Raw genomic sequence first — 20,916 nt, 5'->3', positions numbered from 1 at the left:
TTTTGGTGGGTTGGAGCGCTTTCGATCTGCGCGGAGCCAAGCGCCGGCACGGGGCACCAACCTGAAATCCGTCATTCCCGCGAACGCGGGAAATCCAGGGACTTTGCGCTTTTGCCCTTGCCTTGGGCTCCCTTATTCCACGTCAGTACCCCGCGAAGCTTTTGATCCGCGGTCTGCCGCTGGGAGGTGCGCCGCATGCTCAAAGCGAGAAGCAACGTCCCTGGATTCCCGCTTTCGCGGGAATGACGGATTTGGGGGAGCCGACGCCAATGACGGATGGGGGGGAGCCGACGCCGGCCTCGATCTCAGCGCTTGGAGGCGTCCTCCAACGCCAGGTTCAGCGCCACCACATTCACCCGCGGCTGCCCGAACACGCCGAACTGTTTGCCGGTCGTATGCGACTTCACCAACGCAGCCACCGTCTCCACCGGCAAGCCGCGCGCACGGGCCACGCGGGCGATCTGGATGCGCGCCGCGGCCGGCGAGATGTCCGGGTCCAGCCCGCCACCGGACTGGGTCACCAGGTCCGAAGGCACCTGCGCGGGTGTCACTCCCTCGCGCGCGGCGACCTGCGCGATCGCGTCGTCCACGCGCTTGATCGCGTCGGGATTGCTGCGCGCCTGGTTGCTGCCGGCGGCCGACATCGGGTCGTACTTGGCCGCCGAGGGGCGCGGCTGGAACCACTGATCGCCGGCGAACGGCTGCGCCACCAGCGCCGAGCCGATCACGGTGTCGCCGCGCCGCAGCAGGCTGCCGGTGGCCTGCTCGGGAAACGCCACGCGCGCCAGGCCCGTGCCGATCAGGGCGTACAGCAGCCCCATCACCAGCAGCGCGACCAGGGACAACACCAGGGCCGGCCGCCACGCGGCGCGGTCCTGCAGAACGTGGGAAGACATGGCAGCTCCTTTTCCGGAAGGGCGGGACATCAGGGTCTGGGCGAGGTCGACGCGGCTCATGCGCCCACCACCGCGGCCAGGACGAGATCGATCAGCTTGATCGCCACGAACGGCAGCACCACGCCGCCCACGCCGTAGATCAGCATGTTCCGGCGCAGCAGCACGGTGGCCGTGGCCGGGCGGAAGCGCACGCCGCGCAGGGCCAGCGGGATCAGCGCCGGGATCACCACCGCATTGAAGATCAGCGCCGCCAGCACCGCATTGCGCGGGCTGGACAGGTGCATCACGTTCAAGGCCGCCATCGAGGGAATCGTCGCGGCGAACAGCGCCGGCAGGATGGCGAAGTACTTGGACACGTCGTTGGCCAGCGAGAAGGTGGTCAGCGCGCCGCGCGTGATCAGCTGCTGCTTGCCCACTTCCACCACCGCCAGCAGCTTGGCCGGATCGCTGTCCAGGTCGACCATGTTGCCGGCCTCCTTGGCGGCCTGGGTGCCGGAGTTCATCGCCAGGCCCACGTCGGCCTGGGCCAGCGCCGGGGCGTCGTTGGTGCCGTCGCCGACCATGGCCACCAGCCGCCCGCCGGCCTGCTCGGCGCGGATGCGGGCGAGCTTGTCCTCGGGGCGGGCCTGGGCGATGTAGTCGTCCACGCCGGCCTCGGCGGCGATGGCCGCGGCGGTGAGCGGGTTGTCGCCGGTGATCATCACCGTCTTGATGCCCATCGCACGCAGCTGGGCGAACTTCTCCTTGATGCCGTGCTTGACCACGTCGGACAGCTCGATCACGCCCAGCACGTGCCGGCCTTCGGCCACCACCAGCGGGGTGGCGCCGCCGCGCGCGACCTGCTCGACGCGGCCGGCCAGTTCGGAAGGCACGCTGCCGCCCAGCGCGGTCACGTAGGCGGCGATGGCATCCACGGCGCCCTTGCGGATCGCGCGACCGGCCACGTCCACGCCGGACATGCGGGTCTGCGCAGTGAAGGCCAGGTACTCGGCCTGGTCGGGCTCGGTGGCGGTGCAGCCCTGCTCGCGCGCCAGCCGCACGATCGACTTGCCCTCCGGCGTCGGGTCGGCCAGCGAGGACAGCAGCGCGGCCTCGCGCAGCTGGGTCGCGTCGATGCCGGCCAGGGTGTGGAAGTGCGTGGCCTGGCGATCGCCGTGGGTGATGGTGCCGGTCTTGTCCAGCAGCAGCACGTCCAACGTCGCCCGCAACTTCCACCGCCTTGCCGGACTTGGCCAGTACGTTGGCCGCCAGGGCGCGGTTCATGCCGGCGATGCCGATGGCCGGCAGCAGGCCGCCGATGGTGGTCGGGATCAGGCACACCAGCAGCGCGATCAACAGCAGCGGGTCGACGCGCACGCCGACGAACGCACCGATGGCCGGCAGCGTGGCGACCACGATCAGGAAGGTCAGCGTCATCGCCGCCAGCAGCAGGGTCAGGGCGATCTCGTTGGGCGTCTTCTGTCGGTTGGCGCCTTCGACCAGGGCGATCATGCGGTCCAGGAAGCTGTTGCCCGGCTCGGCGGTGACCTTCACCACGATCTCGTCGGTCAGCACCTTGGTGCCGCCGATCACGCCGCTGCGGTCGGTGCCGGCCTCGCGCAGCACCGGCGCCGACTCGCCGGTGACCGCGGCCTCGTTGATGGTCGCCAGGCCGCGCACGATCTCGCCGTCGGCCGGGATCTGCTGCCCGGCTGAGACGATCACCAGATCGCCCGGGCGCAGCTGCGCGGCGGGCAGGCTGCGTTCGCTGGCATGGCCCTGGATGGCATCGACCTTGCGCGCGATCAGGTCCTGGCGCGCGGTGCGCAGCGAGGCGGCCTGGCCGCGGCCGCGCGCCTCGGCGATGGCCTCTGCGAAATTGCCGAACAGCACCGTCAGCAGCAGGATCGCGCTGACCGCCAGGCCGAAGCCCAGCGGCGCGTTGCCGGTCAGCGTGACCAGCAGCGCGACCAGGGTGCCGGCCATGACCACGGCCATGACCGGGCTGCGCACCAGCTTGGCGGGATTGAGCTTGAGCACCGCATCGCGCAGCGCGGCACGGATGGCCGCGCCATCGAGCAGGCGCTGCGGCGCGCGGTGGGAATGGACTTGGGAGTTCATGTTCAGCGTCCTTCAGTGCGCCATCAGCGCCAGGTGTTCGGCGACCGGGCCCAGCACCAGCACCGGCATGAACTGCAGCACGGTCAGCACGGCGATCACCGCGATCAGGGTCAGGGCGAAGGTGGGGGTTTCGATCTGCAGGCTGCCCGGCGACTCGGGCGCGGCGCGCTTGGCCGCCAGCTGCGCGGCGACCACCAGCGGCACGATCAGCGCCGGGTAGCGGCCCAGCAGCAGCACCAGGGTGCAGCTGAGGTTCCACCACGGCGTGCTGTCGCCCAGGCCCTCGAAGCCCGAGCCGTTGTTGGCGAAGGCCGAGGCGTACTCGTAGAACACCTGGCTGATGCCGTGGAAGCCGGGATTGGAGTTGGCGGTCAGCGCGGGCACCGCCAGCGCGATGGCGGTGAACAGCAGCAGCACGATCGGCTGCAGCAGGATCAGCAGCGCCAGCAGCTTGACCTGGCCGGTCTCGATCTTGCGCCCGAACAGCTCCGGCGTGCGCCCGGTCATCAGCCCGGCCAGGAACACGCCCAGCAGCAGATACACGATGAACTGCTGCAGGCCGCAGCCGATGCCGCCCCAGATGGCGTTGATCAGCATGTCGATCATGGCCACGCCACCGCTGAGCGGGCTGAGCGAGTCGTGCATGGCGTTGACCGAGCCGTTGGAGGTCTGCGTGGTCAGCGCCGCCCACAGCGCGGAGGCATCGGCGCCGAAGCGCACCTCCTTGCCTTCCATCAGCAGCGGGCTGGCGGCGCTGGCCGAATGGCCCTCGGCCCACACCAGCGCGGCGGTGGAGGCGGCCGACATCGCCACCATGCTGCCGAAGATCAGCCCGGCCAGCTTCCGCCGGCCGGTGAACGCGCCGACCATCACCACCACCGCGATCGGGATCAGTACCAGCGCGATGCATTCCAGCGCGTTGGAGAACGGGGTCGGGTTCTCCAGCGGCATCGCGCTGTTGGGCCCGTACCAGCCGCCGCCGTTGGTGCCCAGCTGCTTGACCGCGACCATCGCCGCGACCGGGCCCAGCGGCAGCTTCTGCGCGCTGAAGTCCGCGCTCTGCGCGATCGGCGTGGCGGTGGGACCGGCCTGCAGCGTGGACGGCACGCCCTGGCTGCCGAGCAACAGCGTCCACAGCAGGCACAGCGGCAGCATGAAGCGCACGCAGGCGCGGATCACATCGCTGTAGTAATTGCCCACATCGACCGCGCGCGCGTCGCCTTCCTGGGCATCGGCGGCGCGGCCCTTGCCGAAGAACGCCCGCAGCGTGGCCACCGCCAGCCCAAGGCCCATCATCGGGGTGATCACCTGCAGCCCGGTGATGGCCACCATCTGCGACAGGTAGGACAGCTGCGCCTGACCCGAGTAGTGCTGCTGGTTGGTGTTGGTCAGGAACGAGACCATGGTGTGCAGCGCCAGGTCCCAGCGCATGTTGGGCACGCCGTCGGGATTGAGCGGCAGCCAGGCCTGGGTCATGAACATCGCCCACACCAGCACGCCCACCACCACATTGCTCAGCACGAAGGCGCCGGCATAGCCGCGCCAGGACATGCCGCGCGCCGGGTCCACGCCCAGCAGCGCATAAAGCGGCCGCTCGACGAGGCCGAACAGGGCATCGCCGCGCATCGGCGCGCCGCGCATCACCCGGGCCAGGTACAGACCCAGCGGCCAGGCCAGCAGCAGCGCGGCGGCCAGGATCAGGAAGATCTCAAGCATGTCGTGGGTTCCTTCAGAAGTCTTCGGGTCGCAGCACGACGTAGAGCAGGTAGGCGGCGGCGAGGATCACCAGCGCACCACAGGTCAAAGCTAGCCAGCCAGGCATGGTTGTGTCTCCATGGACTGCGGTCGGCGGCCATGCGTGCCGCGCGATCCGCAGGGGAATGAGGGAAGGGGGCATGCAGCTCCCTGCATGCGGCACCCGCCCCGGGTGTGCCGGAACGGGCGAAAGTGTCGAGCGCGTGCCGGTAAAGGCGCTAGGCGCGATGCGCCGCCCTGCGTAAATTCTTCATCAAATCTCCGCCCGGGCAGGCCGCGCGGCTCAGAACCGATGCGCGAATCCGACATAGCCCTGGACATCGGGCGTCCGGTCGTTCAGACCGAAGTTGGCGCCGAGATCGACCTGGAACTTCGGAGCCAGCAGGTAGCTGACCGCCACGTCCGCGGAGGCCTGCCTGATCGTGCCGGACGGGTCCTTGTTCACCGAGGACCACAGCTCCACCGCCACGCCCAGTCGCGGGGTGAGCGCACGGGAGAGGTTGACCAGATTGGTCACGCCCAGGTGGGTGCCGCTGCCGTCGCTGTCGGCCAGCGCATCCAGCTCCGGCCCCAGCAACAGGGTGAAGCCGCGCGGCAGGCTGAGGCTGATCGGCAGGGCCACGCCCCCCTCCCACTTGTCGTTGCCCAGGCCGTCGGCGGCGGTCGGCATCTTGACGAAAGGAATCACCGCCACACTCACCGATGGGCCCTCGTAGAAGCGGGTCTTCAGGCGCAGGGTCGCATCACCGCCGCCGGACAGGCGTGACATGGCGCCATCAGTGCGATCCAGCGTCCGCACTTCCACCTGCGGGGACCAGTACAGCTGGAGGTCGGTGTTGTCGCTCAGTCCGTACTTCAGCCCGGTATTGGCGAAGGCGAAGGTCTCGGTCCTGGTCGCGGGCTGGGTATCGCGGGTGTAGCTGGTGACATCCGCTTCCACCTGCCAATCGCCGGCGGGAACGGTGCAGACCGCATTGCTCTTGGTCGGGCGGTCGGTGCAGAGCGGCGCGTCGTCGCCGGCCGCCATGGCCGGGGCCGCACAGGCCAGGCCGAGCAGCACGAGTGCGCCAGAGGCCAGCGGCGCGCGCCCACGCGGCGCGTTGAGTGAGGTCTCGATGTTCAAAACGAAGCTTCCTTGGCGTCGCCCGGCAATCAGCGGACGCGCGGTATGACGACCTTCCACGGCCTTTGCACGGGAGGTCGATCTGCTGGGTTGGGTGCGTGAGTGGCCTCGCCACGCCACGCTGCAAGGCCAGCGCAAGATAGGAAGGGGCGGCGTAAAGACACCATCCGCGCCCGCTGCCTCTGACATAAAAACCGCATCAAATCGCCAGGCGCGCGTGCTGCGCGGCGCAGAGATTGCGAAGAATTTATGCCGCAGGCGCCAATGCGCATGGCGCGTTGATGCGCTCAGCGCGAACCATGCGCGTCCCGCACCGTGGTGCGCTGTCAGCTGCCATGTTCATGTCCATCGTGTTGCTCCAAGGGCCGGCCGCCGGCCCGGTCTCACTGCCCCCGCATGCCGCGCTGTCCATCGACCTGATCCAGTGCGACACGCTGCCGGCCATGGTCGGCGGCCTGCACCTGGCCCGCCGCCAGCGCGCGCCGCTGGTGGTGCTCGACCCCGGCGCGTGGTCCGCGCGCGACTGCGCCCTGCACGGCGCAGCCTTGCGCGACGCGCTCGATGCGCTGGACGCGCCGTATATCGAACTGCACGACCACAGCGCCCAGGAGTTCGCCCACTGGGCCCATCCGCAGCACGAGGCGCTGGCCGTGTTCAACGTCGACCGCGACGCCGCCGCGCGCCTGACCATGGCGCTGGCCGTGGCCGCGCGCCTGGTCGCCGCGCCGCTCGACCCGCACTGAGGGCCGCCGCCATGTCCATCGTCATCGTCCGCGGCCCCGACCGCCTCCATGCCCCGCCGACGCCGCCGGCCTCCCTGCCCTCACCGGTGATGCACGGCCTGGCCGAGCTGGCCTGCTGCGCCGGCAAGACCATCGCCCTGCGCAGCTGCGCCAGCGAGCGCGAGCTGCTGCAGACCCTCACCCTGTGCCGGCGCACCCAGGTCGAGCTGGTGCTGCTCGATCCCGGCGCCTGCAGCGCCAGCCCGCGCCTGCAGGCGCTGCTCGCACAGCAGCCCCTGCCCTACATCGAAGTGCACGACGACCCGCCCGGCCAGCCCGAGGCCTGCCTGCCCGACGCCAGCGGCCGGCGCGTCGGTCGGGCCCAGGGCTACGGCGCGCACAGCTACACCCTGGCCCTGTCGCTGGCGCTGGAACACCTGGGCTGCAGCGAACTGGACGATGTCCATGTGGGCACCTGAGCCGGCCACGGCGCGCACGCCGGTCGCGGTGCGCTACTTCGTCGATTACGAGGTGTGGGTGGGCGGCCAGGCGATCGCCTGGGGCCAGCTGATCCAGGCCGGGCCGCCCGGCGACCCGCTGCCCGGCGCGGACGCGGCCTGGCTGCACGACCTGCAGCAGCGCGCGGCCGACCGCCACGGCGTGGGCGCCGCCGAAGTGCGCATCCGCACGCTGGCGCGGCTCTAGGCCACGCCGGGTCCGCTGACATGAGATGACACGCGGCTTCATCACGCCGCAACACGATCGCGGCAATGCTTGGCTCCGCTGCCCACCGAAAGAGAGCTCCCATGCGTCTTGCCCTGACCGCCGCCGCCATGTCCCTGGCCCTGTCCGCCTGCGCCTCGGCGCCGCTGGCGTTCCAGCCGCTGGACGGCACCATCTCCGGCACCTGCCATACCGACATGGTCAAGGGCGCGGTCGGCCTGGCCGCCGCGCAGCCGACGCTGGAGCGCATCCGCGTGGACAGCGACAGCACCGCGCTGTCCACCGGCGATCAGGCCGCGACCGCGACCGAAGGCGGCTCGACCGTGCACGTGCAGGTCGGCGAGCACAACGCGATCACCGCCATCGGCTGCAGCGGCACCACGGTGGCGATGCAGTAAGCCGCTCGCGGGCGCATCCGCTGTCCCGACGCCGGCGCTCGCGCCGGCGTCGTCGTGTCCGGGTCCGGATCAGGCCGCGGCCGCGCGCTTGGCCTTGCCCAGCGAGACCTTGTGGACCTTGGCCATCAGCTTCAGCGCGGCCTGCTCCCACTGCCGCTCGCCGCGCGCGTCGCCGGCGATCTTCTGCAGGCGCCCGTCCTCCCAGGCCACGAACACGCAGGGGTCGATGTACGCCTTGCGGCACACCGCCGGCGTATTGCCCAGCGCCCGGGCGACCTCCTTGATCACCCCGTTCTTGGCGCGGTTCAGCGCGGCCTTGCTGGGCGGCTCGGGCAGCGGCGTGGCCGCCAGCAGCTTGAACGCCGCCAGCGTGCCGCCCCAGGTGCGGAAGTCCTTGGCGGTGAAGTCCTCGCCCATCACCTCGTGCAGGTAGGCGTTGACCTGCCCGGAGTCGACCGGCTGCAGCGTGCCGTCGTCGTCCTGGTACTGGAACAGCGCCTGCCCCGGCAGGTGCTGCACCGCGCGGATCAGCTTGACCAGGCGCGCATCGTCGATGCCGATGTCGTGCTCCAGCCCGCCCTTGCCGCGGAACTTCAGCCGCACCCGGTCACGGGCAAAGGCCACGTGCCGGTTGCGCAGCGTGGTCAGGCCGAAGGAGCGGTTCTCGCGGGCGTAGGTGGCGTTGCCGATGCGCACCAGCGTCTCGGCCATCACCGCCACCACGATCGCCAGCACCTTCTCGCGCGGGAAGCCGGGGCGCTTGAGATCCTGGCGCAGGCGCCGACGCAGGCGCGGCAGGGCGGCGCCGAACTGGACGATGCGGTCGAACTTGCCCTCGCCGGTGACCTGCATCCAGTCCGGGTGATAGCGGTACTGCTTGCGCCGGCGCGCATCGCGCCCGGTAGCCTGCAGATGGCCGCGCTCCTGCAGGCAGATCCAGACCTCGGTATAGGCCGGCGGGATGGCCAGCGCGCGGATGCGGGTCAGGGTCAGCGCATCGCGCACCGCGCGCCCTTCCGGGTCGCGATAGCCGAAGCCCTTGCCGGCGCGTCGCCGCGAGTAACCGGGCTCGGCATCGCTGACATAGACCAGGCCGGCCAGCTTGGCCACGTCGGCCATCGGCGGCGGGACCACGGGCGGGGCGGGGGTGCGCTTGCGGGAATTGGGAGAGGCAGCCATGCCGGCGGCACGTTGTCTGCTCGTGCATGAAAGCGCCGTCAACCGACGCATGCGCGGGCGCGTCGGCTGGTTAACATGAAGCCCTCATCGTCACGGAGCCTTCGCATGTCCCCCCTCTCCGCCTCCTCGCTGATGTTGCTGCTCGCGCTGGCCGGCTGCGCCGCGCCCAATCCCGACGAACAGGAACAGGCCGTGGCCCAGTCCGAGCAGCGCGCCGATGCCGCCGCCACCCCGACGCCGGAAGCCGCGCCGCCGGCCGACGCCAGCGCCTGCGACGCCACCCAGGCGCAGTGGATCGTCGGCAAGACGCCGGCCCAGGCCGACGTGGACCAGGCGCAGAAGGACGCCGGCGCCAAGAGCGCGCGCACGCTCAAGCCCAACCAGCCGGTGACGCTGGAATTCAACGAGAGCCGGCTCAACATCGAGGTCGACGAGAAGGGCGTGGCGGTGTCGGTGCGCTGCGGCTGAACGGCCCGCCCGCGCCCGGGTCGGCCCCGGGCGCGGAACCCCTGAAAAAGCGGCGGTTTCGTTGCCCCTGAAACCGTCACTGCACCAAGGTGGCGCAGGCGTTGCGGCGGCGCACCAAGTTGTGGTGTCATCGCAAGTCCGGTGACACCTTCTTCACGTCTGCGCCGCCCATCGAAGGGCTCGGGTGCCGCCTGCCCCTCCTTCGTTTTCGAGGTAGCACCAATGGCCCCCCGCAACCGCCACGGGCTGTACGACCCCAACGACGAACGCGATGCCTGTGGTTTCGGCATGATCGCGCAGCTGGACGACCAGCCCTCGCGCCAGCTCGTCGATACCGCCATCACCGCCCTGTCGCGCATGACCCATCGTGGCGGCGTGGCGGCCGATGGCCTGACCGGGGACGGCTGCGGCCTGCTGATCCGCAAACCGGAAGGCTTCCTGCGGGCGCTGGCGCGCGAGGCGCATATCGAGGTCGGCGCCCGCTTCGCCGCCGGCCTGGTGTTCCTGCCGGGCGACGGCGATGCCGCGCACGACTGCCGCGACCGCCTGGAGGCCGAGCTCACCGCCACCGGCGTGCGCGTGTGCGGCTGGCGCGTGCCGCCGACCGACGAATCGGTGTGCGGCGAGCTGGCCCAGGCCACCCTGCCGCGCATCGAGCAGATCTTCGTCGAGGCCGGTGCCGAGCAGGACGTGGAGGCCTTCGCCCTGGCCCTGTTCCTGGCGCGCCGCCGCGCCGAGCAGGCCCTGCGCGAGACCACGCCCGACTTCTACGTGGTGACCCTCTCGCCGCACGTGATCGGCTACAAGGGCATGGTGCTGCCCGACAAGCTGCCGGTGTTCTACCCGGACCTGCAGCGCAACGACCTGACCTCCAGCGCGGTGGTGTTCCACCAGCGCTTCTCGACCAACACCATGCCGCGCTGGCCGCTGGCCCATCCGTTCCGCCTGCTGGCGCACAACGGCGAGATCAACACCATCGAGGGCAACCGCTCCTGGGCGCAGGCGCGCAGCAAGGTGTGGAAGACGCCGAAGTTCGACATCGCCCAGTTCGATCCGGTGATCTCCATGCACGGCTCGGATTCGCAGAGCCTGGACAACATGCTCGAGCTGCTGGTCGCCGGCGGCATGGAGCTGATCCAGGCGCTGCGCATCCTGGTGCCGCCTGCGACGGCCTCGCTGGAGTTCAAGGACGCCGACCTGGCCGCGTTCTACGAGTTCTACGGCCTGAACACCGAGCCGTGGGACGGCCCGGCCGGCATCGTCGCCTGCGACGCGCGCTATGCGGCGTGCATGCTCGACCGCAACGGCCTGCGCCCGGCGCGCTGGATGCTGACCTCCGACCGCCACTTCCTGGTCGCCTCCGAGGCGGGCGTGTGGGAGCTGCCGGCCGAGCGCATCACCCGCAAGGGCAAGCTGGGCCCGGGCGAGATGATGGCCATCGACCTCAAGCGCGGCGACCTGCTCGATTCGGACGCGATCGATCGCATCAACCGCGGCCGCGCGCCGTTCAAGCAGTGGCTGCAGCAGGGCGTGACCTATCTGCAGACCGAGTTGATCGACCCCTCGCTGGTGGAGGAGCCGTTCGACGAGAAGACCCTGCGCAGCTATCACAAGCTGTTCCAGCTCAGCACCGAGGAAGTGGAGCAGATCCTGCGTCCGCTGGCCGAGACCGAGCAGGAGGCCACCGGCTCGATGGGCGACGACACGCCCATGGCCGTGCTGAGCCAGCACACCCGGCCGCTGTACGACTACTTCCGCCAGGCCTTCGCGCAGGTGACCAACCCGCCGATCGACCCGCTGCGCGAAGGCATCGCCATGTCGCTGTCCACCCAGCTGGGCCGGGAGACCAACATCTTCCACGCCGGCCCGGAGACGGTGAACCACGTCATCCTCAACTCGCCGGTGCTGTCCCAGCGCAAGCTGCGCCAGCTGTTGAAGATGGACCAGTACGCGCACAAGAACCGGCTGATCGATCTGTCCTATGCGCCCGAGGAAGGCCTCAAGGCCGGCATCGAGCGCATCTGCCGGGAGGCGGAGGCCGCAGCGCGCGAAGGCATGGTCATGCTGCTGCTGTCCGACCGCTATCCGGTCGCCGACCGGCCGATGGTCCACGCGCTGCTGGCCACCGGCGCGGTGCACCACCACCTGTCCAACGTCGGCCTGCGCTGCGACGTCAACCTGATCATCGAGACCGGCACCGCGCGCGATCCGCACCACATGGCCTGCCTGCTGGGCGTGGGCGCCACGGCGGTGTATCCGTACCTGGCCTACCAGACCCTGTTCGACCTGGGCCGGCGCGGCATCCTGCTGCTCAAGGCCGGCGGCGAAGTGGCCCAGATCGGCCGCAAGTACCGCAAGGGCGTCTACAAGGGCCTGTCCAAGATCATCTCCAAGATGGGCATCTGCACCATCGCCAGCTATCGCGCCGCGCAGCTGTTCGAGGTGGTCGGCCTGGACCGCGAGGTGGTGGAGCTGTGCTTCCCCGGCGCGGCCAACCGCGTGGGCGGCGTGGGCTTCGAGCGCCTGGACACCGAGGCCCGGCAGCTGACCCGCAACGCCTGGAACGACCTGCGCAAGCCCGAGGTCGGCGGCCTGATCAAGTACGTCCACGGCGGCGAGTACCACATGTACAACCCGGACGTGGTCATGACGCTGCAGCGCGCCACGCGCACCGGCGATGCCAAGGACTGGCAGGCCTATACCGACGCGGTGCACAACCGGCCGGTCTCGACCCTGCGCGACCTGCTGCAGCTCAAGCTGGCCGATACGCCGCTGCCGCTGGATCAGGTCGCCGAGGCCGGCGACGTGCTGCGCCGCTTCGACACCGCCGCCATCTCGCTGGGCGCGCTCTCGCCCGAGGCGCACGAGGCCCTGGCCATCGCCATGAACCGGCTGGGCGGGCGCTCCAACTCCGGCGAGGGCGGCGAGGATCCGGCCCGCTACGGCACCGAGAAGCGCTCCAAGATCAAGCAGGTGGCCTCGGGCCGCTTCGGCGTCACGCCCGAGTACCTGGTCAATGCCGAGGTGCTGCAGATCAAGGTCGCCCAGGGCGCCAAGCCCGGCGAAGGCGGCCAGCTGCCCGGACACAAGGTCAACGAGCTGATCGCGCGCCTGCGCTATGCCAAGCCCGGCATCGGCCTGATCAGCCCGCCGCCGCACCACGACATCTATTCCATCGAGGACCTGGCCCAGCTGATCTTCGACCTCAAGCAGGTCAACCCGAAGGCGCTGGTCTCGGTGAAGCTGGTCAGCCATGCCGGCGTGGGCACGATCGCCGCCGGCGTGGTCAAGGCCGGCGCGGACCTGATCACCATCTCCGGCCACGACGGCGGCACCGGCGCCTCGCCGATCAGCTCGATCCGCTATGCCGGCGTGCCGTGGGAGCTGGGCGTGGCCGAGGCCCACCAGGCCCTGGTGCAGAACCAGCTGCGCGAGCGCACCGTGCTGCAGACCGACGGCGGCCTGAAGACCGGCCTGGACGTGATCAAGGCCGCGCTGCTGGGCGCGGACAGCTTCGGCTTCGGCACCGGCCCGATGATCGTGCTGGGCTGCAAGTACCTGCGCATCTGCCACCTCAACAACTGCGCCACCGGCGTGGCCACCCAGGACGAGCGCCTGCGCGCGGACCACTTCACCGGCCTGCCCGAGCGCGTGGAGAACTACTTCCGCCTGCTGACCGAGGAAGTGCGCGTGTGGCTCTCGCGCCTGGGCGTGCGCTCGCTGGACGAGATCGTCGGCCGCACCGACCTGCTCGAACAGGTCGTCCACAGCCCGCGTCCGGGCGTGCACGTGGACCTGACGCGGCTGCTGGCCGGCGCCCAGGTCGACGGCGGCACCTGCGCCGCGCAGCGCATGTACGAGCCGCCGGACAGCCTGGCCACGCAGCTGGATTCGGAGCTGGCCCGGGCGATCGCGACCAAGGCCGGCGGCGACCACCGCCACCTGATCCACAACACCGACCGCTCGATCGGCACGCGCCTGTCCGGCGCGATCGCCCGCGCCCACGGCAACCACGGCATGAGCGATGCGCCGATCCAGCTGCGCTTCCGCGGCACGGCCGGGCAGAGCTTCGGCGCGTTCAACGCCGGCGGCCTGAACATGGAGCTGGAAGGCGAGGCCAACGACTACGTGGGCAAGGGCATGGCCGGCGGCCGGCTGGTGGTGCGCCCGCCGCGCGGGGCGCGCTTCGAGGCGCGCAACACCGCCATCCTGGGCAACACCTGCCTGTACGGCGCCACCGGCGGCGAGCTGTTCGCCGCCGGCCGCGCCGGCGAACGCTTCGCGGTGCGCAACTCCGGCGCGTTGGCGGTGGTGGAAGGCGCGGGCGATCACTGCTGCGAGTACATGACCGATGGCATCGTCATGGTGCTGGGCCGGGTCGGCCTGAACTTCGGCGCCGGCTTCACCGGCGGGCTGGCCTATGTGCTGGACGTGGACCGCGATTTCGTGGACCGCTACAACCACGAGCTGATCGACATCCACCGCATCAGCGGCGAAGGCTTCGAGAGCTACCGCCAGCACATCCACACCCTGATCCAGCGCCATCGCGAACTCACCGGCAGCATCTGGGCCCAGCAGATCCTGGACGAGTTCCGCGACTACATCGGCAAGTTCTGGCTGGTCAAACCCAAGGCCGCCAGCATCGAGTCGTTGACCGACGCGTTAAGGCGCGCCGCCTGATGGCGGCGGGATTGGGGATTGGGGATTCGGGATTGGCGGAAGCGATCCCTCCCCGATCCCCCCGCCCGGTCCCGCTTCTTCGAATCCCCAATCACGAATCCCGAATCCCACCCCAATGAGCCGCAAGCACGCCTTCCAGTTCCTCGACCTGCCCCGGCAGATGCCCTCGCGCATTCCGGTGGAGCTGCGCACGTCCGGCGACTGGGGCGAGCTGTACGGCAAGTTCGACAAGGCCGACGCGCAGTACCAGGCCGGCCGCTGCCTGGACTGCGGCAACCCGTACTGCAGCTGGAAGTGCCCGGTGCACAACGCCATCCCGCAGTGGCTGCAGCTGGTGCAGGAGAACCGCATCCACGAGGCCGCCACGCTGTGCCACTCGACCAATCCGCTGCCGGAAGTCTGCGGCCGGGTGTGTCCGCAGGACCGCCTGTGCGAAGGCAGCTGCACGCTGGAGGAGTTCGGCGCGGTCACCATCGGCGCGGTGGAGAAGTACATCGTCGACACCGCGCTGGCCACCGGCTGGCGCCCGGACCTGTCCAGCGTGCAGCCCACCGGCAAGCGCGTGGCGGTGATCGGCGCCGGCCCGGCCGGCCTGGGCTGCGCCGACCGGCTGGCGCGCGCCGGCATCCACGCGGTGGTGTTCGACCGCTATGAGCAGATCGGCGGGCTGCTGCAGTTCGGCATTCCCAGCTTCAAGCTCGACAAGAGCGTGATCGCCCAGCGCCGCGAGGTGCTCGAGGGCATGGGCGTGGAGTTCCGCCTGGGCGTGGAGATCGGGCGCGACGTCACCCTCGATGCGCTGCTGGAGGAATTCGACGCGGTGTTCCTGGGCACCGGCGCGTACCGCTACACCGACGGCGGCCTGCCCGGGCAGGACCTGCCCAATGTGCTGCCGGCGCTGCCCTTCCTGGTGCAGAACAGCCGCATCGTCACCGGCAGCGACGGCTGGGGCCGGCCGATCGCCGGCTGGGAGGACAAGATCACCCTGCCCGATCTCACCGGCAAGCGCGTGGTCGTGTTGGGCGGCGGCGACACCGGCATGGACTGCGTGCGCAGCGCCATCCGCCTGGGCGCGGCCAAGGTCACCTGCGCCTACCGCCGCGACGAGGCCAACATGCCCGGCAGCGCGCGCGAGGTCGCCAACGCGCGCGAGGAAGGCGTGCGCTTTCTGTTCAACCGTCAGCCGCTGTCGATCGAGGCCGGCGCCGACGGCCAGCTGGTCGGCGTGCGCGTGGCCGAGACCCGCCTGGGCGAGCCCGACGCGCGCGGCCGTCGCAATGCCGAACTGATCGAAGGCAGCGAATCGCTGCTGGACGCCGACGTGGTGATCATCGCCTTCGGCTTCTCCCCGACCCTGCCCGCATGGCTGTCGGCCGTGGGCGTGGAAGGCCAGGCCAACGGCCGCATCGTCGCCGGCGGCGGCGAACGCCTGCCCTACCAGACCACGCACCCCAAGCTGTTCGCCGGTGGCGACGCCGTGCGCGGCGCCGACCTGGTGGTCACCGCCGTGGCCGAAGGCCGCGACGCCGCCCAGAGCATCGCCGAGCTGCTGCTGGGCTGAGCGCGCCTGACAGCCCTCCATCGTCATCCCCGCGAACGCGGGGATCCATGGGCGTCCCGTCGGTCCAAGCAACGTCCATGGGCTCCCGCGTGCGCGGGAGCGACGTGTGACTTGCGGACGCGTGTCTTGCGATCACAGCGGCGGACTGCATCGCCCGCAGCCAACAACCCTTCGTCATTCCCGCGAAGGCGGGAATCCAGCGGCCTTCCACGTCCTGCATCCGGTTGCCGATGCAACCGAACTGGGCGTCGTTGAAGCCGCCCGTTAAGCTCAACGCTTCCTTCCCCTCGTTTCGCCTCGAACATGCCTGCCTTGCCTGCGCGCGTGCTGCGCGATTCTTCGCTCTCGGCCATGGCGGCCGGCTTCGTCACGGTGCTGGTGGGCTTCGCCAGTTCGGTGGTGATCGTGTTCCAGGCGGCGCAGGCGGTGGGGGCCAGTCAGGCGCAGATCGGCTCGTGGATCCTGGCGCTGGGGCTGGGCATGGGCGTGAGCTGCATCGCGCTGTCGCTGCGCTACGGCGTGCCGGTGGTCACCGCGTGGTCGACGCCGGCGGCGGCGATGCTGGCGGCCAGCCACACCGGCCTGCCGCTGCCCGAGGCGATCGGTGCCTTCGTGGTGTGCGCGGTGCTGGTGGCCGTGGCCGGGTTCTCCGGCCTGTTCGAGAAGACGCTGCATCGCATCCCGCTGCCGCTGGCGGCCGGCATGCTGGCCGGGGTGCTGCTGCGCTTCGGCCTGGACACCTTCGTCGCGCTCAAGACCCAGCCGCTGCTGGTGCTGGCGATGCTGGTCACCTACCTGGTGATGCGCCGCTGGTGGGCACGCTATGCGGTGATCGCCTGCCTGCTGGTCGGCGTGCTGGTGGCCGCCGCCAGCGGCACCCTGCATCTAGAACAGGCGCATCTGACCCTGGCCCAGCCGGACTGGGTGACGCCGCGGTTCTCGCTGGCCGCGCTGCTGGGCATCGCGTTGCCGATGTTCGTGGTGACCATGGCCTCGCAGAACGTGCCGGGCGTGGCGGTGATCCGCGCCTCGGGCTTCGAGGTGCCGGTCTCGCCGGTGATCGGCTGGACCGGCGTGCTCACCGCGCTGCTGGCGCCGCTGGGCGCGTTCTCGTTGAACCTGGCGGCGATCACCGCGGCGATCTGCATGGGCCCCGAGGCGCATCCGGACCGCACGCGGCGCTACATGGCCGCGGTCTGGGCGGGGCTGTTCTATCTGGTCGTCGGCCTGTTCGGCGCCACGGTGGTGACGCTGCTGGCGGCGTTCCCGAAGGAACTGGTCATGGCCATCGCCGGCATCGCGCTGCTGGGCACGCTCGGCGGCGCGCTGGGCACGGCGGTGAAGGACGAGGGCAGCCGCGAGGCGGCGCTGGTGACCTTCCTGATCACCGCCTCGGGCCTGAGCCTGGCCGGCATCGGCGCGGCGTTCTGGGGTCTGGTCGGCGGCGTGCTGACGTTGCTCGTCCTGAAACCCCGCAAGGCATGACACCTGCGTCAGTCGCCGCCGGTTTCATGCTGCGGTCGCACACGATCGCCTAGGCTCGGGATCACGATGCGGCCGTTCCCCCACCTGCCGCCGATGGCTGCTCGCAGCCGTGAGTCTTTCGCATCGTGGCCTGTCGTGCTCCGCGCCCGCGCGGAACCGCCGGCGGCCGGCGGCGCCTGATCCGGAGACGTCCCATGCGCCCGATCCGCTATCGCCCCGCCGGCCTGCTGCTGGCGACCGCCCTGGCCTTCGCCCCCGTGGCCCACGCCGAACAGGCCCTGCGCTACGCCGGCGTCAACCTGGCCGGTGCCGAGTTCCAGTCCAGCAAGAAGCCCGGCACGCTGTACAAGGACTACACCTATCCGTCCGAATCGGACTTCGCCTACTTCGCCGCGCAGGGCATGAACGTGGTGCGGCTGCCGTTCCTGTGGGAACGCCTGCAGCCGACGTTGAACGGCGAGTTCGACCGCGCCCAGCTGGACCTGCTGCGCAAGACCGCGCAGACCGCGAGCAAGCACGGCATCACCCTGCTGCTGGATGTGCACAACTACGGCGGCTACAACGGCCAGACGATCGGCAGCGCGGCCGTGCCGGTCGCGGCCTTCGCCGACCTGTGGCGGCGGCTGGCCAGCGAGCCGGCCTTCGCCAACAACGACAAGGTGCTGTTCGGCCTGATGAACGAGCCGCACGACATCAGCGCCAACGACTGGGCCGCCGCCGCGCAGGCGGCGATCGATGCGATCCGCGGCACCGGCGCGAAGAACCTGATCCTGGTGCCGGGCACGGCCTGGAGCGGCGCGCACAGCTGGACCAATGCCTCGGCCGGGCGCGGCGTCTCCAACGGCGATGCGCTGGCCAGCTTGAAGGATCCGGCCAACCGCCTGGCCTTCGAGGCGCATCAGTATCTGGACCGCGATTCCTCCGGCACCAAGCCCGAGTGCGGCGACGATCCGCAGATCGGCGCGCGCCGGCTGGAAGGCTTCACTCGCTGGCTGGAGGCCAACAAGAAGGTCGGCTTCCTGGGCGAGTTCGGCGCCAGCGCGGAATGCATCCCGGCGCTGGACGCGATGCTGGCCTACATCCAGGCCCATCCGCAGCAGTGGCTGGGCTGGAGCTACTGGGCGGCGGGCGCGTGGTGGGCACCGAGCTATCCGTTCAACGTGCAGCCCAATCGCGATGGCAGCGCCAAGCCGCAGCTGCCGACCCTGCGCAAGTACGCCGGGCAGGTCACCGGCAAGCCCGCCTCAGACTGAGCCGGTCGGCGGGCGCGGCGGACGCGAAGTCCGCCGCGGCGCGTCGGCTCAGTCCGGGTCGCGCAGCTGCAGCAGCCAGTGGCTGACCTGACCCCGCGTGGCCGGCAGGGGCTCGAAGTCGAACTGCTGCAGCACCGGGTCGGCATTGGCCACGCGTAGCGGCAGCACCGCATTGCTGGGTTCGCGCGCGTGCAGGCCCTGCTTGAGCGCCTGCAGCTGCGCCTCGGACACCGAAGGGTCGAGCAGGGCGCGCATGTCGCGGCCGATCATGCCGCTGGCGTCCTCGTCAGCCAGGTGGGCGAAGGCGTCGTTGGCGAACAGCACCCGGCCGATCCCGGTCGGCCCGCGCTCGATGATCGCCACGCCCTGGCGCAGGCGCGCCAGCGAGGCTTCCAGCAGGCTGAAGTCCTGCTGCACGCGCTTGCGCTCCATCAGCTCGATCAGCACGCGCAGGCTGCGCGCCGATTCCAGATGCAGCAGCGACCACGGCCGCGCCTGGCCGCGCACGGTCTGCTGCCACAGATCGAAACTCTTGCGCGGCGACAGGCGCGAGTTGGGGATGTCCACCAGCTTGGCCAGCTCCGGGTTGCCGGCCCAGTTGATCGTCTCGATCTGCTCGCGGCGCGTCCACAGCAGCGCGCTGCGCGCCTGCGGCATCAGCGGCACGAAGATCAGGCCGGCCGCCAGCGGCGCCAGGTCGGCCAGTTCCGGGAAGGCGCTGCCGATGGCGTCCACGTGCAGCGCGCCGACCACGCCCTCGCGCAGGACCTCGTCGTCGCGCGCTTCGATCTGCTGGCGGATGCGCACCAGATCCTCGACCGACGGCAGCGTGCCGTAGCCGATCACCTCATCGCCGTTGTAGATCGCCACGCCGTCGGCATCGACCACGTCCATCAGTTCCGGCGCCAGCTCGGTCAGCATCTCGGTGGAGAGCGTGTCGGCATTGTTGAAGGCGGTGATCAGCTTCTCGCGCACGGTCAGCAGCACGGCCTCGGTGCGCGCGCGCTCGACCGCCTGCAGCGCGCCGATGCGCGCGGCCAGGCCGCGGGTCAGCGCATCGGCGACATCGCGCATGGCGTGGCTGGCGAACAGCGGCGCGTAGTGATGGCAGGCGATCAGCCCCCACAGCACGTCGTTGACCACGATGGAGGTCACCAGCGTGGCGCTCACGCCCATGTTGCCCAGGTATTCCAGGTGCACCGGCGAGACGCTGCGGATGCTGACGTCGCTCAGATCCACCGGCGCGTGGTCGCGCGGGTCCAGCGGCGGTTCGATCGGCGAGGGCCGGTAGCCCACATGCGCGATCTGGCGCACGCGGTTGCGCAGGTACAGCGCGCGCGCCTGCGCCGGGATGTCGGTGGCCGGGTAGTGCAGGCCCAGGTAGGCCTCGAGCTCCGGGCGTCTGGCCTCGGCGATGACGTCGCCGTTCCACTCATTGTCGAAGCGGTAGACCATCACCCGGTCGTAGCCGAGCTGGGCGTGGATCTCGCGCGCCACGCGCAGGCTGGCCTCGTGGATGTGGCGGTCGCGCTCGACCAGACGCAGCACCGGCAGCACGTCGCGCACGCCGACGTCGGAGGCCTGCGAGTCGCGCGGCTCGATCTCCACCAGCCACTGGCTGGGCGCCAGATGCCAGGCCGCCACGTAGACCTCCGACGGCGCATCGGCGCGCTGGGGGAAGCCGACGGCTTCGTGCGCCAGGTGCAGGGGCTCGCGTACCTCGTCGGCCGCCGGCAGCGAGCGCGCCTCCAGCGTCAGCAGCGCGTCCCAGCGCTGGCCGATCAGCTGCGCATGCGGCACGCCCAGCAGGTCGGTGGCGCTGCCGCTGGCCTGCAGCACCTGCCCGCTGGCAGGCTCGATGACGAGCAGCGCGCCGTAGGGCTGGACCGAGCCGGGGATATGGATCGGCTCGCGCGCGCAGGCATCCATGTCCACGGTGTCCGGCGACAGGCTCATGCGGCCACCCCGGCGGCGAGCTGCTGATGGAAACGGGCGAACATCGACTGCGCGCCGCCGATGGCGGCCTGGCGCTGCGCAGCGGAGGGCAGCGCCGTCTCCAGGCAGGCCTGGAACTGGCGCCATGCGCCGGGCGCCTCGCTGCCCAGGTCGAAGTAGGCCAGCGCGGCGGACAGCGCCGGCTGGGCGGCGCGGAAGGCGCGCGCGATCAGGCGCCCGCCCAGCAGCGAGCCTTCGATCACATACAGCTGGCCCCAGGCCGCGGCCGCCGGCTCCGCTTCGGTCAACGGCGCGGCCGCGGGCGCGGCGACGCCGAGCGTGGCCAGGTCGGCGCGCAGCGCCGGCCCGCGCGCACGGTAATGCCAGCCCTGCGCCGCCAGCGTCTGCAGCCAGGCCGCATGCGTGCGTTCCCAGGGTTCGACCAGGGCCAGATGCTGTTGCAGCACCCGCACGTACTGGTCGCAGGGCAGCGCGCCGTGCGCGAGCGCGTGCATGTGCGGCAACGCCTCGACCGCGGCGTGGGCCTGGGCGGTCGCCTCACGCAGCGCGCGCGCCAGGGGAACGGGGGCAAGGGCGGCGTCAGCGGGCATGCGGGGTCGGACGAGGGTGGGAGGGCA

16 protein-coding genes and 1 pseudogene are annotated in these 20,916 nt (G+C 70.7%); 9 read left to right on the top strand and 8 right to left on the bottom strand.

What is annotated here, in order from left to right; translation table 11 throughout:
• Positions 1 to 305 precede the first annotated feature (305 nt).
• From kdpC to QE438_RS15600, 5 genes and pseudogenes are all read right to left on the bottom strand, one after another.
• Positions 306 to 896 carry a potassium-transporting ATPase subunit KdpC gene (gene kdpC / locus QE438_RS15620; RefSeq protein WP_306994366.1) on the bottom strand — a complete coding sequence of 197 codons (591 nt, stop codon included), beginning with the start codon at positions 894 to 896 and terminating at the stop codon, positions 306 to 308.
• Positions 897 to 952: 56 nt separating this feature from the next.
• A pseudogene (gene kdpB / locus QE438_RS15615) lies at positions 953 to 2,996 on the bottom strand (potassium-transporting ATPase subunit KdpB).
• Between the two features lie 12 nt (positions 2,997 to 3,008).
• Positions 3,009 to 4,712 carry a potassium-transporting ATPase subunit KdpA gene (gene kdpA, locus QE438_RS15610; protein ID WP_306994368.1) on the bottom strand — a complete coding sequence of 568 codons (1,704 nt, stop codon included), beginning with the start codon at positions 4,710 to 4,712 and terminating at the stop codon, positions 3,009 to 3,011.
• A 13-nt stretch (positions 4,713 to 4,725) separates the two neighbouring features.
• The gene (locus QE438_RS15605) at positions 4,726 to 4,818 is read right to left on the bottom strand and encodes a potassium-transporting ATPase subunit F (RefSeq protein ID WP_130514578.1); all 93 of its coding nucleotides are present in this window, start codon (positions 4,816 to 4,818) and stop codon (positions 4,726 to 4,728) included.
• A 216-nt stretch (positions 4,819 to 5,034) separates the two neighbouring features.
• Positions 5,035 to 5,778, bottom strand: coding sequence for a transporter (locus QE438_RS15600; protein WP_306996257.1), 744 nt, complete (start codon positions 5,776 to 5,778; stop codon positions 5,035 to 5,037).
• Positions 5,779 to 6,215: 437 nt separating this feature from the next.
• Here QE438_RS15600 and QE438_RS15595 point away from each other — a divergent pair, with 437 nt between their 5' ends.
• The 4 genes from QE438_RS15595 (at position 6,216) to QE438_RS15580 (ending at position 7,717) form a co-directional block, all read left to right on the top strand.
• A complete protein-coding gene (locus QE438_RS15595) occupies positions 6,216 to 6,617 on the top strand; it encodes a type II 3-dehydroquinate dehydratase (protein WP_130530036.1) in 402 nt (133 codons plus the stop codon).
• 11 nt (positions 6,618 to 6,628) lie between these two features.
• On the top strand, positions 6,629 to 7,075 hold the full coding sequence (locus QE438_RS15590; protein ID WP_306994372.1) for a 3-dehydroquinate dehydratase: 447 nt from the start codon (positions 6,629 to 6,631) through the stop codon (positions 7,073 to 7,075).
• Positions 7,062 to 7,301: a hypothetical protein gene (locus QE438_RS15585; RefSeq protein WP_306994374.1), complete on the top strand. Its 240-nt coding sequence runs from the start codon at positions 7,062 to 7,064 to the stop codon at positions 7,299 to 7,301. Before QE438_RS15590 ends, QE438_RS15585 begins: the two co-directional genes overlap by 14 nt.
• Before the next feature lie 101 nt (positions 7,302 to 7,402).
• Complete coding sequence (locus QE438_RS15580; RefSeq protein WP_130524008.1) at positions 7,403 to 7,717, top strand: hypothetical protein; 315 nt, start codon at positions 7,403 to 7,405, stop codon at positions 7,715 to 7,717.
• 69 nt (positions 7,718 to 7,786) lie between these two features.
• Here QE438_RS15580 and QE438_RS15575 read toward each other — a convergent pair whose 3' ends face one another.
• Entirely contained in the window at positions 7,787 to 8,836 is a 1,050-nt protein-coding gene (locus QE438_RS15575) for a DNA topoisomerase IB (protein WP_306996259.1), read from the bottom strand.
• Between the two features lie 165 nt (positions 8,837 to 9,001).
• Between QE438_RS15575 and QE438_RS15570 the strand changes: the two genes are divergently transcribed.
• The 5 genes from QE438_RS15570 to QE438_RS15550 all read left to right on the top strand — a co-directional run bounded on the left by QE438_RS15570 (position 9,002) and on the right by QE438_RS15550 (position 18,343).
• Complete coding sequence (locus tag QE438_RS15570; RefSeq protein WP_165394609.1) at positions 9,002 to 9,364, top strand: I78 family peptidase inhibitor; 363 nt, start codon at positions 9,002 to 9,004, stop codon at positions 9,362 to 9,364.
• Positions 9,365 to 9,586: 222 nt separating this feature from the next.
• Entirely contained in the window at positions 9,587 to 14,044 is a 4,458-nt protein-coding gene (gene gltB / locus QE438_RS15565) for a glutamate synthase large subunit (RefSeq protein WP_306994377.1), read from the top strand.
• 115 nt (positions 14,045 to 14,159) lie between these two features.
• Positions 14,160 to 15,605 (top strand): FAD-dependent oxidoreductase, encoded by a 1,446-nt coding sequence (locus QE438_RS15560; RefSeq protein WP_306994380.1) that lies wholly within the window; start codon positions 14,160 to 14,162, stop codon positions 15,603 to 15,605.
• Between the two features lie 303 nt (positions 15,606 to 15,908).
• Positions 15,909 to 17,090 carry a benzoate/H(+) symporter BenE family transporter gene (locus tag QE438_RS15555; RefSeq protein WP_306994383.1) on the top strand — a complete coding sequence of 394 codons (1,182 nt, stop codon included), beginning with the start codon at positions 15,909 to 15,911 and terminating at the stop codon, positions 17,088 to 17,090.
• A gap of 194 nt (positions 17,091 to 17,284) precedes the next feature.
• Entirely contained in the window at positions 17,285 to 18,343 is a 1,059-nt protein-coding gene (locus QE438_RS15550) for a glycoside hydrolase family 5 protein (protein WP_306994385.1), read from the top strand.
• A 48-nt stretch (positions 18,344 to 18,391) separates the two neighbouring features.
• Here QE438_RS15550 and bphP read toward each other — a convergent pair whose 3' ends face one another.
• Both bphP and QE438_RS15540 read right to left on the bottom strand, forming a co-directional pair.
• Positions 18,392 to 20,299 (bottom strand): bacteriophytochrome BphP, encoded by a 1,908-nt coding sequence (gene bphP / locus QE438_RS15545; protein WP_306994388.1) that lies wholly within the window; start codon positions 20,297 to 20,299, stop codon positions 18,392 to 18,394.
• Positions 20,296 to 20,889: a biliverdin-producing heme oxygenase gene (locus QE438_RS15540; RefSeq protein WP_306994391.1), complete on the bottom strand. Its 594-nt coding sequence runs from the start codon at positions 20,887 to 20,889 to the stop codon at positions 20,296 to 20,298. Before QE438_RS15540 ends, bphP begins: the two co-directional genes overlap by 4 nt.
• Positions 20,890 to 20,916 lie beyond the last annotated feature (27 nt).

This window comes from Pseudoxanthomonas sp. SORGH_AS_0997 (genome assembly GCF_031453535.1).
Classification (GTDB): domain Bacteria; phylum Pseudomonadota; class Gammaproteobacteria; order Xanthomonadales; family Xanthomonadaceae; genus Pseudoxanthomonas_A; species Pseudoxanthomonas_A winnipegensis.
Note: the sequence above shows the minus strand (reverse complement) of the source record. Positions and strands in the feature narration are given on the sequence as shown.